Here is a 13,321-nt window from a genome sequence, read left to right on the forward strand (position 1 = left end):
GCAGCGCATGAAGGAGTCGCTGATGGAGATCGTCTGCTGCCCGATGGACAAACACGACCTCGAACTCGACGCCGCGGAGCGCGACGACGGCGAGATCATCACCGGGACGCTGACCTGCACCGACTGCGGCGAGTCCTACCCCATCGAGGACGGCATCCCGAACCTGCTGCCGCCGGACATGCGCGACGAGGCCTGACGCGGGAAGCTTTTTCAGCCCGTCGGTGGAACTGTCACCGTGCTCGAAAGTTCCCTCCACAGCCGGCGACACGACGGCGGACTCGCGTTCGAACTCACCGTCGAGAACCCGGGTGACGAGCCGGTCGAACTCTCCTTCCCCGACGCCCAGCGCGTCCGCGTCTCCGTCTACCCGGCCGACGCCGACGACGACGCCTCGCCGGTCTGGCGCTCGGACGCCGACCAGATGTTCGCGCAGGTGCTCGGCAGTGAGACGGTCCCGGCCGGCGAGAGCGTGACGTTCGGCGCCGCGTGGCAGGATCCCGAGCCGGGCGAGTATCTCGCGGTCGGCGAGGTCACCTGTCGGGATCGAGAGCTCAGCGCCGAGGAAACCATCCTGTTCTGAGTCGGGCTACCGGAGTTCGTCGTACAGCTGTTCGGCCGCGCGTCGGACCGCCGGGTCGCTGTCCTCGGGAACCTCGTGACCCAACTCCGAGAGCTTGCTCGTGTCCAGCCGCATCTTCGGCACGTCGCCGGTCCAGCCGCGGTCGCCGCCGGTGAACTCGTACTCGGGGTCGAGGTCCATCACGTCAGCGACGATGTCCGCGATGTCGACGACTGAGGTGGTGGTCTTCGAGCCGAGGTTGTAGAGGTTGTACTCGTCGTCGGCGTGCTCGACCACGTCGCGGATCGCGGCCGCGCAGTCCGCCACGTGGAGGTAGGACTTCTCCTGCTTGCCGTTGCCGAGGATCGTCAGCGTCTCGGGGTCGTCCTGCAGCTTCTGGATGAAGTCCGGGATCACGTTGCCCCGTTGGCGCGGGCCGACGATGTTCGCGAACCGGAACACCCACGACTGGATGCCGTAGGAGTGGGCGAACGTCGACACCACGCCCTCGTCGGAGAGCTTCGAGGCGCCGTAGATGCTGATCGGTTCGAGCGGCGCGTAGTCCTCCGGCGTCGGCCGGGGCGCCTCGCCGTACACGGTCGAGGAGGAGGTGAACGCGAGCGCGTCACAGCCGACCTCGCGCATCCGCTCGAGGACGTTGTACGTCATCTCGGTGTTCTCCTCGAAGACGCGGCGCTCCTCCTCGGGGTCGTCGACGCGCACGTCGGTGTGGGCCGCGAAGTGGAACACGATGTCGGTGTCCTCGTCGATGACTCCTGCCACGTCGTCGGGGTCGAGCATATCGGCCTGCTCGAACGCGACGCCGTCCGGAACCGCCTCGCGCTCGCCCTTCGAGAGGTCGTCGACGGCCAGCACGTCGTTCTCGTCAGCCAGCATCCCCGCGAGGTGGGAGCCGACCAGTCCCGCGCCGCCGGTCACGACCACGGTCTGCCCGCTGAGGTCCATACCCGCGACTGTTCGGGTTCGGGCAAGTGCGTTCCGATCGCTCGCGGCCCGGAAACCGAAAGCGCCACCCCTCCGCCGCGGTTTCGTCGGCGTATGCAAGACGCCCCGGAGTGCTGCGTGCTCCGGTTCGGCCACCGGCCGGGCCGGGACGACCGCATGACGACCCACGTCGGCCTCACCGCCCGCGCGCTTGGCGCCGACCGCGTGATCTTCCCGGACAACGCCGGCCAGTCCGCCGAGACGGTGCGGGACATCACGGACCGCTTCGGCGGTCCCTTCGAAGTCGAACTCCGGGAGGACCAGCGCGCGATCATCCGGAACTGGGAGGGGACGGTCGTCCACCTCACGATGTACGGCGAGGAGGTCCAGACCGTTCAGGAGGAGATTCGCGAGACCCACCACGACGAACCGATCCTGATCGTCGTCGGCGGCGAGAAGGTGCCGTTCGAGGTGTACGACCACGCGGACTGGAACGTCGGCGTCACGAACCAACCCCACTCGGAGGTCGCGGGCCTCGCCGTGTTCCTCGATCGCCTGTTCGACGGCGACGAACTCGACCGCGAGTGGGAGGGCGGCGAGCAGCGCGTGATCCCGAAGGAAACTGGCAAGCGCGTGGTGGATCCGGAGACGCTGGACGAGAACGGCGAGGTCGACGAAGCCGACGACGACGCCTGATTTTGAGTGATCGACGTGCACGCCCGCAGTTCTGCGGTGGCGCGAAGCGCTCGCGCCTCCGTGCGCGAGCCGAGCGCGAGGGACGAGTGAGCGACCAGCGGGAGCGAACGAGTCGGTTGGGGAGGCTCGTGGGCTGTGCTGGCGGGCGGGACTGAAAGGGGCTGCCCGCTCGGCGAGCGAGACGACGCGAGCACCGCAGGGAACGGAGTGACCGAGGAGCGCAGCGAGTCGCAGCCGTCGAGCGGGCAGGGGCTTTCACCGCGTTTCTGACCAACGCTGTCTCGGTCTCCACCGAGTAGCTGATCACAACCCAGCTAACGCTACTTTCGAACCGATCGTCTCGAACGAAGACCCAGAACCCACAACGTTGAAGCGCGTGCCACTTTTAGGTCACCGCAATGGCTTTTGAGGAACTCTTGGAGGATCCGGTGATTCAGAAGTACCTCCACGACCTGGTCGGCCCCACGGGGATGCCCGTCGCCGCCGCCCCCCCGGACGGCGAAGTGACGGACGAGGAGCTCGCTGAGGAGCTCGGCCTCGAACTCAACGACGTGCGCCGCGCGCTGTTCATCCTCTACGAGAACGATCTGGCCGCCTACCGTCGGGTCCGCGACGAGGACTCCGGCTGGCTCACCTACCTCTGGACGTTCCACTACGAGAACATCCCGGAGAACCTCGAGGAGGAGATGCACCGGCTCGCCGACGCGCTGCAGCAGCGCCTCGAGTACGAGACCGAACACCAGTTCTACCTGTGTGAGAACTGCTCGCTGCGCTTCGAGTTCGAGGAGGCGATGGAGTTCGGCTTCGAGTGCCCCGAGTGTGAGACCCAGCTCGAAGCGATGGAGAACACCCGCATGGTCGAGGCCATGGAGTGGCGGCTCGACCAGATCCGCGACGAACTCAACGTCGAGGCCGCCTGATGGTCGTCCTCGCAACCAAGTGCTACGTCGAGGGCAGCGCCCGCAAACGGGCACTCGACAGCCTGGACTCGCTGGTCGCCAACGACCTCGCAGACCTCGACGTCGACTGGACCGTCGGCGTCCGGGACGACGAGTTCGTCGCCGTCACCGTCGAGGGCGACGACGCCACGGCCGCCCGGAACCTCCTGCGCGAGCGCTGGGGGGAGATCACCGACCACTTCGACGACGGCGAGGTCGCCGTCGGCACCCTCCGCTCGTGGGGCGACTCCGGCTGGACGCTCGACGCCGGCCAGCCGATCGAAATCGACGCCGACGACCTGGGCCTCGGCCCCGGTGACGGCTCGCAGATCCGGGACCGCTTCGGCGTCGTCCAGCACACGCCCCTGCGGTTCGTCTACGACGAGGACGGCGACCACCGACTCGCCGACGAGACGCAGGACATGCTCTACGACTGGACCCGCAACGACGGCGACGGCGCCGACTCCGGCGGCCGGCTCAACGTCAACTCCGCGACTCGCGGCGAGGTGCGGGCGACGCTGAACCGCGCGGGCCACGCACAGGACATCGTCACCGTCGAGCGACTGGGGCTGCTCGAACAGAGCGTCGTCTGCGCCGCGGGCACCGACCCGCCGGGGCTGCTCGCCAGCGTCGGCGAGTACCTCCCGGCCGAACTCAAGTGCGTCGTGCCGTGAGGACCGAGGGATGAACCGTCGACTGCTCGCGCTGGTCGCGCTCGTCGGACTCGTCACGCTCAGCGGCTGCATGGGCGGGCTGGGCGGCGGCCCCACCAGCCCCGACAGACTCGACGAGCCACCCGCACAGCCGTACGACTGGGACGCCGAGGACGAGGTCCACATCACCGTCACCAGCAACGTCACCTACCGCGCGGTGTACGATCTCTCGGCGGTCAACGACAGCATCCGGCTCTCTCGCCCCGGCTTCTTGGGCACCGACCAGCCGCTGACGATCAGTTCGCTTCGCTACCGCTACCCCAACGGGACGACGATCAACGGCTCCGACTTCGGCGCCCACGGCGGCGACGTGCGGACCCAGAACAACCACCTCGTGATCGAGCCGCCGGGCGAGGACGGCCGGCTGGCGTACTCCGGCGAGAGCACGCCCAAGCAGTTCACCCACCCCGTCGCCGTCGAGGGGGGGAACTACACCGTCGTCCTGCCCGAGAACCGCGAGGCGTCGATCCCGCTGTTCGGCCGGATCGCACCCTCGGCGGAGTCGAAGACGGTCGTCGACGGCCGGCTCACGATCGAGTGGACTGAGATCACCAGGGATCGGCTCTCCGTGCGGTTCTACCTCCCGCGTGACGTGCAGCTGTTCGGCGGGCTGGTGATCGGCCTGCTCGGCGTCGCCGTCGCCGGCGGCACGTACTACCGCCGGGAGATCCGGAAGCTGAAGGAACGGCGCGAGGAGATGGGCCTGAACGTCGACATCGAGCGGGACGACGACGAAGGCCCGCCGCCGGGGATGCGCTGAGGATCGGCGGCGCGTGACGCGGCCCTTTTGCGTTCGCGGGCGCTACGCCGGAGCATGTCCAACCGGAACGACGTGCCCCCCGACACAGTCGGTATCGACCTCCGTGAGGAGGGCGTCGTCGTCGAGTACGCCGACGGCCGCGAGACGCTGTACCGGGGGGTCCCCAGCGTCGCGGAGGGCTCGGTCCGGACCGGCCCGGGGAAGGAGTGTCACCTGCTGGTCACTGACCCGACCGAGAGCGAGGGGGTGATGCTGTACGTCAACGACCGCAAGACCGAGGACGAGATCCTCGAGGACACCGGCGTCGGCCGCGTGATGATCGACCCCGGCGAGGAGGAGGAGGTGTTCCCCGGCGTGACCGCGCGCCACCTCGAAGGCCGGCGGATCGAGGTCGAAGCCGACCCCGAGGTGGCCCGCGGCCGCGTGTTCGTGTTCGTCGAGGACGACTGGGGCGAACAGAGCTTCGAGATCGTGAGCGCCGAGGAGTCGGAGTCGGCGTAGCCGTCTCCCTCATCGTCGGCTCGTCGGTGTCGACTGCCGACTTGCGACGCGGGACTCCCGCGCGAATCGGTCGGCTGCTCCCGGCGCTCCGGGCGCGACTCGGCGACCGATAACGCGGGCTACTGGAGGTACGAGGGGTCGTCGCCGGCGCAGTTGTCCTCGTGTTGGCTGGCGTCGCTCTCGTCGTCGAACAGGAGCCCGCAGTGCTCACACTGGTACCACGTCATCCCGTCGCGCTCCGTGGCGTCGACCATACCCGGACGTGTGGACGGACGGCGTAAATCGCTTCCGGCGGTCGGCCCGCTCCCGTCGCCGGGTTTCGCTCGGGCCGCGCGATCGCTCCTTCCGTAACGTGCAAATGGGTGGCCCGCCCAGCGGGCGTATGCGCGGACCGTCGACCGACGCCGCCCAGCCCACACAATGACGCTCACCAAACGGGTCATCCCCTGCATCGACGTGGACGTGGACGAGAACGGCGATCCCGCCGTCTACACCGGAGTCAACTTCGAGGATCTCGACTACACCGGCGACCCGGTGGAGATGGCAAAGCGCTACAACGAGGCCGGCGCCGACGAGTTCGTCTTCCTCGACATCACCGCCAGCGCGGAGGGTCGGGAGACGATGCTCGACACGGTGTCGGCGGTCGCCGACGAGGTGTTCATCCCGCTGACCGTCGGTGGCGGCATCCGGACGACCGACGACATCAAGGAGACGCTCCGGGCCGGCGCTGACAAGGTCAGCATCAACTCCGGCGCGATCGCCAACCCCGACCTGATCGACCGCGGGGCCGAGGCCTTTGGCTCGCAGTGTATCGTCATCTCGCTCGACGCGCGCCGGCGCTACGACGAGCAGGGCGAACACTACGAGCGTATCGACGGCGAGTCTTGCTGGTTCGAGTGTACCGTGAAGGGCGGTCGCGAGGGCACCGGCATCGACGCCGTCGAGTGGGCCGAGGAGGCCGAGTCCCGCGGCGCGGGCGAACTGTTCGTCAACTCTATCGACAAGGACGGCACCGAGGAGGGGTACGACATCCCGCTCACCTCGGCGGTGTGTGACGCCGTCTCGACGCCCGTGATCGCCTCCTCGGGCTGTGGCTCGCCGGCGGACATGTACGAGGTGTTCACCGAGGCCGACGCCGACGCCGGGCTCGCGGCCTCGATCTTCCACTACGAGGACTACACGATCCAGGAGGTCAAGCAGTACCTCGCCGAGCGCGGGATCCCGGTTCGGATCTGATTCTCACCGCGTCACGGCATCTGCGACGGCACAGATCGACGGTAGTTAGAGAGAAGTAGTCGGAGAGCCGTCTCAGGCCGCCGCGTCCTCGAAGGCGTCCCGCAGCGCCGCGCTCTTCTCGCTTACGTCGCCCGCGGCCGACTCGAGCACGTCGAGGGGGTCGGCGTCGCCCTCGGTCGTGATCGAGAGGATCGGCTCGGTCTGGCCGCCGGACTGCTCGGGGTTCACGTCGTACGTCGCGGCGGCGACGTCGTCGTTCTCGAGCAGCGTCCCCTTCAGGACGTTCATGAACGTGTGGCCCTCGCCGGCGACCTCGATGCGGAGTTCCTCGTCAGTCTTCTCGATGACCCGCAGTTCCATGTGTTTCGGTTGTCGGGGTCGGCGTTTGAGTGTTTCGTCTCCGATACTCCGGATTCTGGCTGTTCGCTAGGTTTCGTAGTTCGTGTGTGTCTCCTCACGGTGTGAACAGAGACGTTGATTCGACGACCCCGACCGCGAACGGCACCGCGGAGTGAGCATGACCACTTGTGACCGCACCGCCCGCACAGCCCACAGGCCTCCCCAGCCGACTCGTTCCTTCGCTTGCGCTCAGTCACTCGTCCCTCGCGCGCTCGTTCGCGCACGGAGGCGTCGTGCGGGCGACCCAAGCGTCGCCCGCACGGCCAGCGAGACCTTCGGTCTCGCCCTGCTCACGTCGCGCGCCACCGCCGGCCGCGGTGCGGTAGCGGTGGACGCCGCGGGCCGGCAGCGGTCGCCGGCCCGCGGGGGAGGGGTGGGGACTCGGGACTGTGCCGAGCCTCGTGCTCGGCACCCTGCGGTCACAAGTGTTCAACGACCGAGCTGCTGTTGCAGTTGTAGTCAGATTCGACGTTGACGCCCGTCTGACCGAGAACGGAGAAAACCCGAAACCACACGGATTCAACTACGCCGCTCCCCACCCACGATCCATGGACGCCTTCGCCCCGGCCAGCGTGACGGCCGTGTTCGCTCCCGATCAGGTCGAGTCCGGCTCCCGCGGCGCCAGCGTCGCGCTCGAGGACGGCGTGACCGTCACCGTCGAGAACGCCGACGAAACCGCCGTGAGCGTCGACGGCGAGCCTGCCGAGTTCGAGCCAGTCGAGCGCGTACTGGACCGCCTCGGCGTCGCCGCTGCCGTCGACGTGCGCCCGCAGGTCCCCCTCGGCGCGGGATTCGGCGCCAGCGGCGCCGCCACGCTCGCGACCGCGCTCGCCACGAACGAGCGGTTCGGACTCGACCACGCTCGCGACGAACTCGTCGAGCACAGCCACGAGGCCGAAGTCGCCGCTGGAACCGGGCTCGGCGACGTGTTCATTCAGGACGCCGGTGGCCTGCTGTACAACGTCGGCGACGGCCGACAGCGCGTCGAAACGGACGAACCCGTCGAGTACGTCTCCTACGGCGGGCTTTCGACCGCCGACGCGCTGGCCGACGAGGAACTGATGGATCAGGTCCGCGAGGAGGGCGGCGCCGTGCTCGACGCGCTGCCGGACCCGCCGACGCTCCGGGCCGTGATCGAGCGCTCGTGGCCGTTCGCGCGGGCGCTGGACCTCCCCACCGAGCGCGTCGTCGACGACGTGGCCCGCGTCGAGGAGGCCGGCGGCGCGGCAACGATGGCGATGCTCGGGGAGACGGTCGTCGCCGTCGACTGCGAGGGCGTGCTGGCGAACCGGACCCGCGTCTCTACCGAAGGCGCGCGGTTGCTGTAACCCCGCCACTGCCCCGGGCCGCCGCGACCACCAGCTTCAAGCCCGGCACCCGTTCCAGTACGGACATGGACGGCCACGCCGCGGCGCCCGGCGCGGGGACGGTGCTCAACGCGCTCGCGACCGGCCGGGGGGCCGCGTTCGCGCTCGATTTCGAGACCGCCGCCCACGTCGAACTCGACGGCTCGGGCGACATCGAGGGGGAGATCGACGGCCAGCCCGACGCCGACACCGAACTGATCGAGTGCTGCGTCTCGCTCGCGGTCGAGCGCTGGGGCGACGACCCGGCAGCGACTGCCGATCTTCCGGCACCGGAATCGGTCGGCGGCACGGTCCGAACCGAGAGCGGGGTGCCGACTGCTGCAGGACTCAAGAGCTCCTCCGCAGCCGCGAACGCGACGGTGCTCGCGACCGCCGACGCGCTCGGGCTCGCGGGAATCGTCGACCACGAGGACGCCTGCCGGATCGGCGTACAGGCCGCTCGCGAGGCGGGCGTCACCGTCACCGGCGCGTTCGACGACGCCAGCGCGTCGATGCTCGGCGGTCTCACCGTCACCGACAACACCGACGACGAACTGCTCGCCCGCGAGGAAGTCGACTGGGCAGTGCTGGTCTGGACGCCGCCGGAGCGCGCCTACTCCGCCGACGCCGACGCCGAACGCTGTGCGCGCGTGGCGCCGATGGCCGAACTGGTCGAGGAGCTCGCGCTCGACGGCGAGTACGGGACCGCGATGACGCTCAACGGACTCGCGTTCTCGGCGGCGCTCGGCTTCTCGGCCGATCCCGCGGTCGAGGCGATGCCCCACGTCGAGGGCGTCTCGCTCTCCGGGACGGGACCGAGCGTCGTCGCCGTCGGCGACCCCGAGGGGCTGGAAGCGGTGGAGGAGCGCTGGCAGGAGCGACCCGGCGAGACGCTGCGGACCGAGACGCGGGCGACTGGAGGCAGATACCTATGAGCGAACGCACACCCGACGACATGACCCTGGAGGAACTGCGCGAGGAGATCCAGCAGATCGACCGCGAACTGGTCGAACTCATCGCCCAGCGCACCTACGTCGCCGACACCATCGCCGACGTGAAGGAGGAACAGGGGCTGCCGACCACCGACGAGGATCAGGAGCAGGCGGTGATGGACCGCGCCGGCGAGAACGCCGAGCGCTTCGACGTGGATTCGAACCTCGTGAAGGCGATCTTCCGCCTGCTGATCGAACTGAACAAGGTCGAGCAGCGGGAGTCCCGCTGACGACTACCTCTCGCCGTCGGGCACTACCCACCGCGGCACCACCCGCGTCAACGCCACCATGCCAGCCAGTTCCACCAGCGTCTGCGTGACCACGACGGCCGGCACCAACTGATACACCGCCGGGAGCGCCAGCGCCAGCGGCAACACCACCAGCGAGTTGCGCGTCACCGAGGTGAACACGAGCGCGCGGCGCTCGCCGACTGGCAGGCCCAGCCGCACACCCACGAACCGAGCGATCGGGGGCATCACGAGCAGGAACGCGACGTACACAGGGACGACGCTCACGATCCGACCGATCGAGTCCTGCACGCGCGGTAGCTGTGAGGCGATCACGACGAACAGCGTCGCCGCGAGCATCGGCACCGGCAGCCAGCCCATCGCCGCCTGCCACGACGCCCCGCGCCTGGAACGGTCGGCCCACGCCTCCGTGAGCCACGCCAGCGCGAGCGGGAGCGCGATGATCAGGAGGAACGCTTCGACGAACGGCCGCGGTTCGACCGCCGTCGCGACCGCCGGCCCGACGAACAGCCAGAGGTAGAGGGGGAGCGCCAGTAGCTGGGCGAGCAGCAGCGCCGGCGTCGTCGCAGTCACCTGCTCGGCGTCGCCGCCCGCGAGGCCGGTGAACGTGATGACGTAGTCGATACACGGCGTCAGCAGCACCATGAACACGCCGACGAGCAGCGCGGGCTCCGCCGGGAGGAGCCGCGTGAGCGCCCAGACCACGACCGGGACGACGAGGAAGTTCAACCCCAGCGCGGCCGCCACGAACCGTCGGTTCCGGAACGCGCGTCGGAACCGGACGAACGGCACTTCGAGGAACGTGACGTACAGCAGCAGCGCCAGTACCGGATCGATCAGACGTTCGAGGGTCGGCGCCGCAGTCGGACGGCCGAGGCCGACGACGACCGCGAGCAGCACGGCGACGGCGTAGACCGCGACCTGCCGGCGCTGGAGCAGCGCGTTCCCGTCCATTCGGTGGCCGTTCGAGGGCGCTCGGGAAAACGACGGGGGTCGGCGACCGACGCCGGGATGGTGGTACTTATACTCCCGGGGCGCGGCGTAGGAGGTATACACTCGTCTCCGCCGTTCGATTCGGCGGTTCGTCCGGGCAGCGGACGAAGCCGTCGACGCGCGGGGACTCACCCCATGACCGACTCCGACATCTCGAACGTCGTACTCGTCACGGTCGACTCCCTCCGGGCCGACGCCGTGGGCGCGTACGACGACGACCGCCACACGCCCGTCTTCGACAGCCTCGCCGACCGCGGCACGACGTTCGACCGCGCGTTCGCGAACGGCAACTGGACGCCGTTCTCGTTCCCGTCGATCATGGCCTCCCGGCCCGTGTTCGGCGACACCGGCCGCATCGGCGTCGACGGCGCGGAGACGCTCGCGGAGACGCTCTCCGAGGCGGGGTTCTCGACGGCCGGCTTCAACGCCGCCAACGGGTTTCTGACCTCCCACTGGGGATACGACGACGGGTTCGACGAGTTCGAGCCGTTCGTCGCCAGCGTCGGCTCCAGCATCTACAGCAAGTACCTCGCGACCCACCCGACGGTGGAGGCGTGGCTCCAGCTCGCGACCTCGCCCGTGCGACGCCTCGGCTCGTGGCTCCGCGGCGGCACCGACGAGCGGCCGTTCCTCGACACCTCCCGGATGTTCGACGTGGAGCACGCGGCGACCGACTACGTCGAGTCGGTCGAGGAGCCGTTCTTCCTCTGGATCCACTACATGGACGCCCACACGCCGTACGTCCCGGCGCCGCGATACATCCGCGAGGTCTCCGACGGCCTGCTCGGCACCCACCGGATGATCCACGCCCACACCCGGACGGGGCTGGGCTGGAACGTCGGCGAGCGCACGCTCGCGGATCTCCGAACCCTCTATCAGGCCGCGGTCCGGCAGGTCGACGCCAGCGTGGGCCGCGTGCTCGACGCGCTCGAGACCGCCGGCGTCGACGACGAGACGGCGGTCGTCGTCGCGGGCGACCACGGCGAGGAGTTCCAGGAGCACGGCCACCTCGCACACTACCCGAAGCTGTACGACGAACTGATCAACGTTCCCCTCATCGTCGACGTGCCCGGAAGCGACGGTGGGCGGATCGAGCGACAGGTCGGCCTCGATTCGATCCCCGCGACGGTGGCCGACCTCCTCGGCGTCGACGCACCCGACGCGTGGCAGGGGAGCAGCGCCGCACCGAGCGTCCTCGAGGGAGCGGAACCGGCCGACGAGCCGGTCGTCTCGGTCACGGTCCGGGGCGAGACGGTGACCAGCCAGCCGATCCCGCGATCGCTCGACGACGGCGACCTGCTGGTGAGCGTCCGCGACCGCGACTGGACGTACGTCGAGAACGTCGATACTGACGGCGAGCGCGAACTGTACTACCGGCCCGACGACCCGGACCAGCAGGACGACCTGAGCGACGACCCCGATCCGGAAGAGCGAGCCGTGATCGAGGAGTTCGGCGAACTCGTCGACGCTCACGCCGACCTGCTCCGCGCTGCCGACGGCGACGCCGCCATCGCAGCCGACGGCGTCGACGAGGACCTCGAACACCGGCTGGAGGCGCTGGGCTACCGCTAGATGGTCCGCGCGCTCCTTCGCAGTATGGTGAGCGGCCCGCTCGCGGTACGGCTCCGGCGGTACGTCATCGTCGGCACCACGACGGCGGGCGTCCAGATGGTACTGCTCTGGCTGTTCGTCGACGTCGGGCAGGTGAACTACCTGCTCGGCGCGACCGTCGCGATCGAGATCACGATCGTCATGACGTACGTGCTCAACAACGCGTGGACGTTCGCGTCGATACAGAACTCGGGGTGGGCCGCCTACTTCACGGGGCTGCTGAAGACGAACGTCGTGCGGGGGACGGCCATCCCGATCCAGTTGGCGGTGCTGTACGCGCTGGTCGACTTTCGGGGGGTGCAGTACCTGCTGGCGAACGCCGTGGCGATCCTCCTCAGCGGTATCTATCGGTACGTGCTTGACTCGCGGTGGACGTGGAAACGGACCTGACTCGTGGTTCCGGTAGAACGCGAGCAGTTCAGTACACTCTGCAGGTCAGTGTGTAACGCTACCGAGGCTCTCGGCGACTTCAAGAACCCGTGTGGCGTACTCGGCGGCAGATAATGGCGCATGACTGACTGGAGTGAGCGCATGGCGTCGGGCACCAAGATCCTGCACCGGCAGGCCGTCCGTATCCCGCTCCCGGACGTGGACGCGGAGCGATCCCTCCACGAGAACATGATGCGGATCGCCGACGCCGGCCAGCGAAAGGCCGAACTGCTCGACGATCCGGACGTCCCGTTGACGGAGGTGTACGAGGACGAACTGGCGGAGATGAGACAGAGCTTCAAACACCGCCTACAGCAGGTCGCCGGTGAGGACTACTACAATGTTGCGACCGCGTACCTCGACGGCGAGCGCGACGACTGGGTCGGCGCCCTCGCGGCGTACTATCTGGAGTGTTACTACCGGCTGCAGGAACGCTACACCGTCGACGAGCAGATCTTCTTTCTGGTGATCCTCCGCTACCCGGACTGCTTCACCGTGAACCTCAGCTTCCTCAGCGGCGACATCAGCGACGACGCGGTCCGGTACGAGTCCGCCAAACACCTCGAGGCGGATCTCGACGAGCGCGCCCGAGAGCAGTACTACGCCGACTGTCAGTACTCCCAGCACGAGGCCGCGGAGTACCTCCGCGAGCGCGTCGGCTGTATCCGTGACGCGTTCCCGGACCCGGAGACGACCCCAGTCGAGCAACGTCAGTACGGGGGGTTCGTCCACGTTACTGGCCGGGACGGGACGACGTTCTCGGAGATCCTCGACTCGCTCTCCCCGGACCCGAATCGGTTCGACGACGAGATCTCCGCCCCCGGTCTCGTTCCGGAAGGGCCGGAGACGGGCCGAGCGAAGGAGAACTACGTTGCCGACGCCGAGGTCGAACTGTAGCCGGCGAGTTCGCTGGACGGAGTAATCGCCACTCGGACCTCGGCCACGAGAGTCGCTG

General features: G+C 68.7%; 18 protein-coding genes. 14 read left to right on the plus strand and 4 right to left on the minus strand.

Annotated features, from left to right (window positions below; all coding sequences use genetic code 11):
* Positions 1-7 precede the first annotated feature (7 nt).
* Together ACYQZ5_RS04715 and ACYQZ5_RS04720 are read left to right on the plus strand one after the other, a co-directional pair.
* Complete coding sequence (locus ACYQZ5_RS04715) at positions 8-196, plus strand: methytransferase partner Trm112 (RefSeq protein WP_379730842.1); 189 nt, start codon at positions 8-10, stop codon at positions 194-196.
* A 39-nt stretch (positions 197-235) separates the two neighbouring features.
* Positions 236-580, plus strand: a complete 345-nt coding sequence (locus ACYQZ5_RS04720) for a BsuPI-related putative proteinase inhibitor (RefSeq protein WP_379730841.1) — start codon at positions 236-238, stop codon at positions 578-580.
* 6 nt (positions 581-586) lie between these two features.
* Here the strand turns inward: ACYQZ5_RS04720 and ACYQZ5_RS04725 are convergent, their stop codons facing one another.
* Positions 587-1,525, minus strand: coding sequence for an NAD-dependent epimerase/dehydratase family protein (locus ACYQZ5_RS04725; RefSeq protein ID WP_379730840.1), 939 nt, complete (start codon positions 1,523-1,525; stop codon positions 587-589).
* Between the two features lie 93 nt (positions 1,526-1,618).
* On the opposite strand from ACYQZ5_RS04725, the gene ACYQZ5_RS04730 reads away from it, so the two are divergent.
* The 5 genes from ACYQZ5_RS04730 to ACYQZ5_RS04750 all read left to right on the plus strand — a co-directional run bounded on the left by ACYQZ5_RS04730 (position 1,619) and on the right by ACYQZ5_RS04750 (position 5,112).
* On the plus strand, positions 1,619-2,200 hold the full coding sequence (locus ACYQZ5_RS04730) for a tRNA (cytidine(56)-2'-O)-methyltransferase (protein WP_379730839.1): 582 nt from the start codon (positions 1,619-1,621) through the stop codon (positions 2,198-2,200).
* A 398-nt stretch (positions 2,201-2,598) separates the two neighbouring features.
* The gene (gene tfe, locus ACYQZ5_RS04735; RefSeq protein WP_379730838.1) at positions 2,599-3,120 is read left to right on the plus strand and encodes a transcription factor E; all 522 of its coding nucleotides are present in this window, start codon (positions 2,599-2,601) and stop codon (positions 3,118-3,120) included.
* Complete coding sequence (locus ACYQZ5_RS04740; protein ID WP_379730837.1) at positions 3,120-3,812, plus strand: DUF2110 family protein; 693 nt, start codon at positions 3,120-3,122, stop codon at positions 3,810-3,812. The genes tfe and ACYQZ5_RS04740 overlap by 1 nt, the downstream gene beginning before the upstream one ends.
* Before the next feature lie 10 nt (positions 3,813-3,822).
* Complete coding sequence (locus ACYQZ5_RS04745; protein WP_379730836.1) at positions 3,823-4,611, plus strand: DUF5803 family protein; 789 nt, start codon at positions 3,823-3,825, stop codon at positions 4,609-4,611.
* Positions 4,612-4,665: 54 nt separating this feature from the next.
* Entirely contained in the window at positions 4,666-5,112 is a 447-nt protein-coding gene (locus ACYQZ5_RS04750) for a DUF5796 family protein (protein WP_379730835.1), read from the plus strand.
* Positions 5,113-5,231: 119 nt separating this feature from the next.
* Here the strand turns inward: ACYQZ5_RS04750 and ACYQZ5_RS04755 are convergent, their stop codons facing one another.
* Positions 5,232-5,366: a DUF7128 family protein gene (locus ACYQZ5_RS04755; protein ID WP_379730834.1), complete on the minus strand. Its 135-nt coding sequence runs from the start codon at positions 5,364-5,366 to the stop codon at positions 5,232-5,234.
* 166 nt (positions 5,367-5,532) lie between these two features.
* Here ACYQZ5_RS04755 and hisF point away from each other — a divergent pair, with 166 nt between their 5' ends.
* Entirely contained in the window at positions 5,533-6,348 is an 816-nt protein-coding gene (gene hisF, locus ACYQZ5_RS04760) for an imidazole glycerol phosphate synthase subunit HisF (RefSeq protein WP_379730833.1), read from the plus strand.
* Between the two features lie 72 nt (positions 6,349-6,420).
* Here hisF and ACYQZ5_RS04765 read toward each other — a convergent pair whose 3' ends face one another.
* On the minus strand, positions 6,421-6,708 hold the full coding sequence (locus ACYQZ5_RS04765; protein WP_379730832.1) for a DNA-directed RNA polymerase subunit L: 288 nt from the start codon (positions 6,706-6,708) through the stop codon (positions 6,421-6,423).
* A gap of 587 nt (positions 6,709-7,295) precedes the next feature.
* Here ACYQZ5_RS04765 and ACYQZ5_RS04770 point away from each other — a divergent pair.
* The 3 genes from ACYQZ5_RS04770 (at position 7,296) to ACYQZ5_RS04780 (ending at position 9,315) form a co-directional block, all read left to right on the plus strand.
* Positions 7,296-8,075: a GHMP family kinase ATP-binding protein gene (locus ACYQZ5_RS04770; RefSeq protein ID WP_459845330.1), complete on the plus strand. Its 780-nt coding sequence runs from the start codon at positions 7,296-7,298 to the stop codon at positions 8,073-8,075.
* 65 nt (positions 8,076-8,140) lie between these two features.
* Positions 8,141-9,028 carry a shikimate kinase gene (locus ACYQZ5_RS04775; RefSeq protein ID WP_379818833.1) on the plus strand — a complete coding sequence of 296 codons (888 nt, stop codon included), beginning with the start codon at positions 8,141-8,143 and terminating at the stop codon, positions 9,026-9,028.
* Positions 9,025-9,315 (plus strand): chorismate mutase, encoded by a 291-nt coding sequence (locus ACYQZ5_RS04780; RefSeq protein WP_053948453.1) that lies wholly within the window; start codon positions 9,025-9,027, stop codon positions 9,313-9,315. The genes ACYQZ5_RS04775 and ACYQZ5_RS04780 overlap by 4 nt, the downstream gene beginning before the upstream one ends.
* Before the next feature lie 3 nt (positions 9,316-9,318).
* On the opposite strand, the gene ACYQZ5_RS04785 is transcribed toward ACYQZ5_RS04780, so the two are convergent.
* The gene (locus ACYQZ5_RS04785) at positions 9,319-10,287 is read right to left on the minus strand and encodes an arsenic resistance protein (RefSeq protein ID WP_379731335.1); all 969 of its coding nucleotides are present in this window, start codon (positions 10,285-10,287) and stop codon (positions 9,319-9,321) included.
* Between the two features lie 174 nt (positions 10,288-10,461).
* Here ACYQZ5_RS04785 and ACYQZ5_RS04790 point away from each other — a divergent pair, with 174 nt between their 5' ends.
* From ACYQZ5_RS04790 to ACYQZ5_RS04800, 3 genes are all read left to right on the plus strand, one after another.
* Positions 10,462-11,898, plus strand: coding sequence for a sulfatase (locus ACYQZ5_RS04790; RefSeq protein WP_379818834.1), 1,437 nt, complete (start codon positions 10,462-10,464; stop codon positions 11,896-11,898).
* Positions 11,899-12,327, plus strand: coding sequence for a GtrA family protein (locus ACYQZ5_RS04795; protein WP_379731333.1), 429 nt, complete (start codon positions 11,899-11,901; stop codon positions 12,325-12,327). It abuts the gene before it with no gap.
* A 120-nt stretch (positions 12,328-12,447) separates the two neighbouring features.
* Positions 12,448-13,263, plus strand: coding sequence for a hypothetical protein (locus tag ACYQZ5_RS04800; protein WP_379731332.1), 816 nt, complete (start codon positions 12,448-12,450; stop codon positions 13,261-13,263).
* The last annotated feature ends 58 nt before the right edge of the window (positions 13,264-13,321 follow it).

Source organism: Halolamina salina (assembly GCF_054653455.1).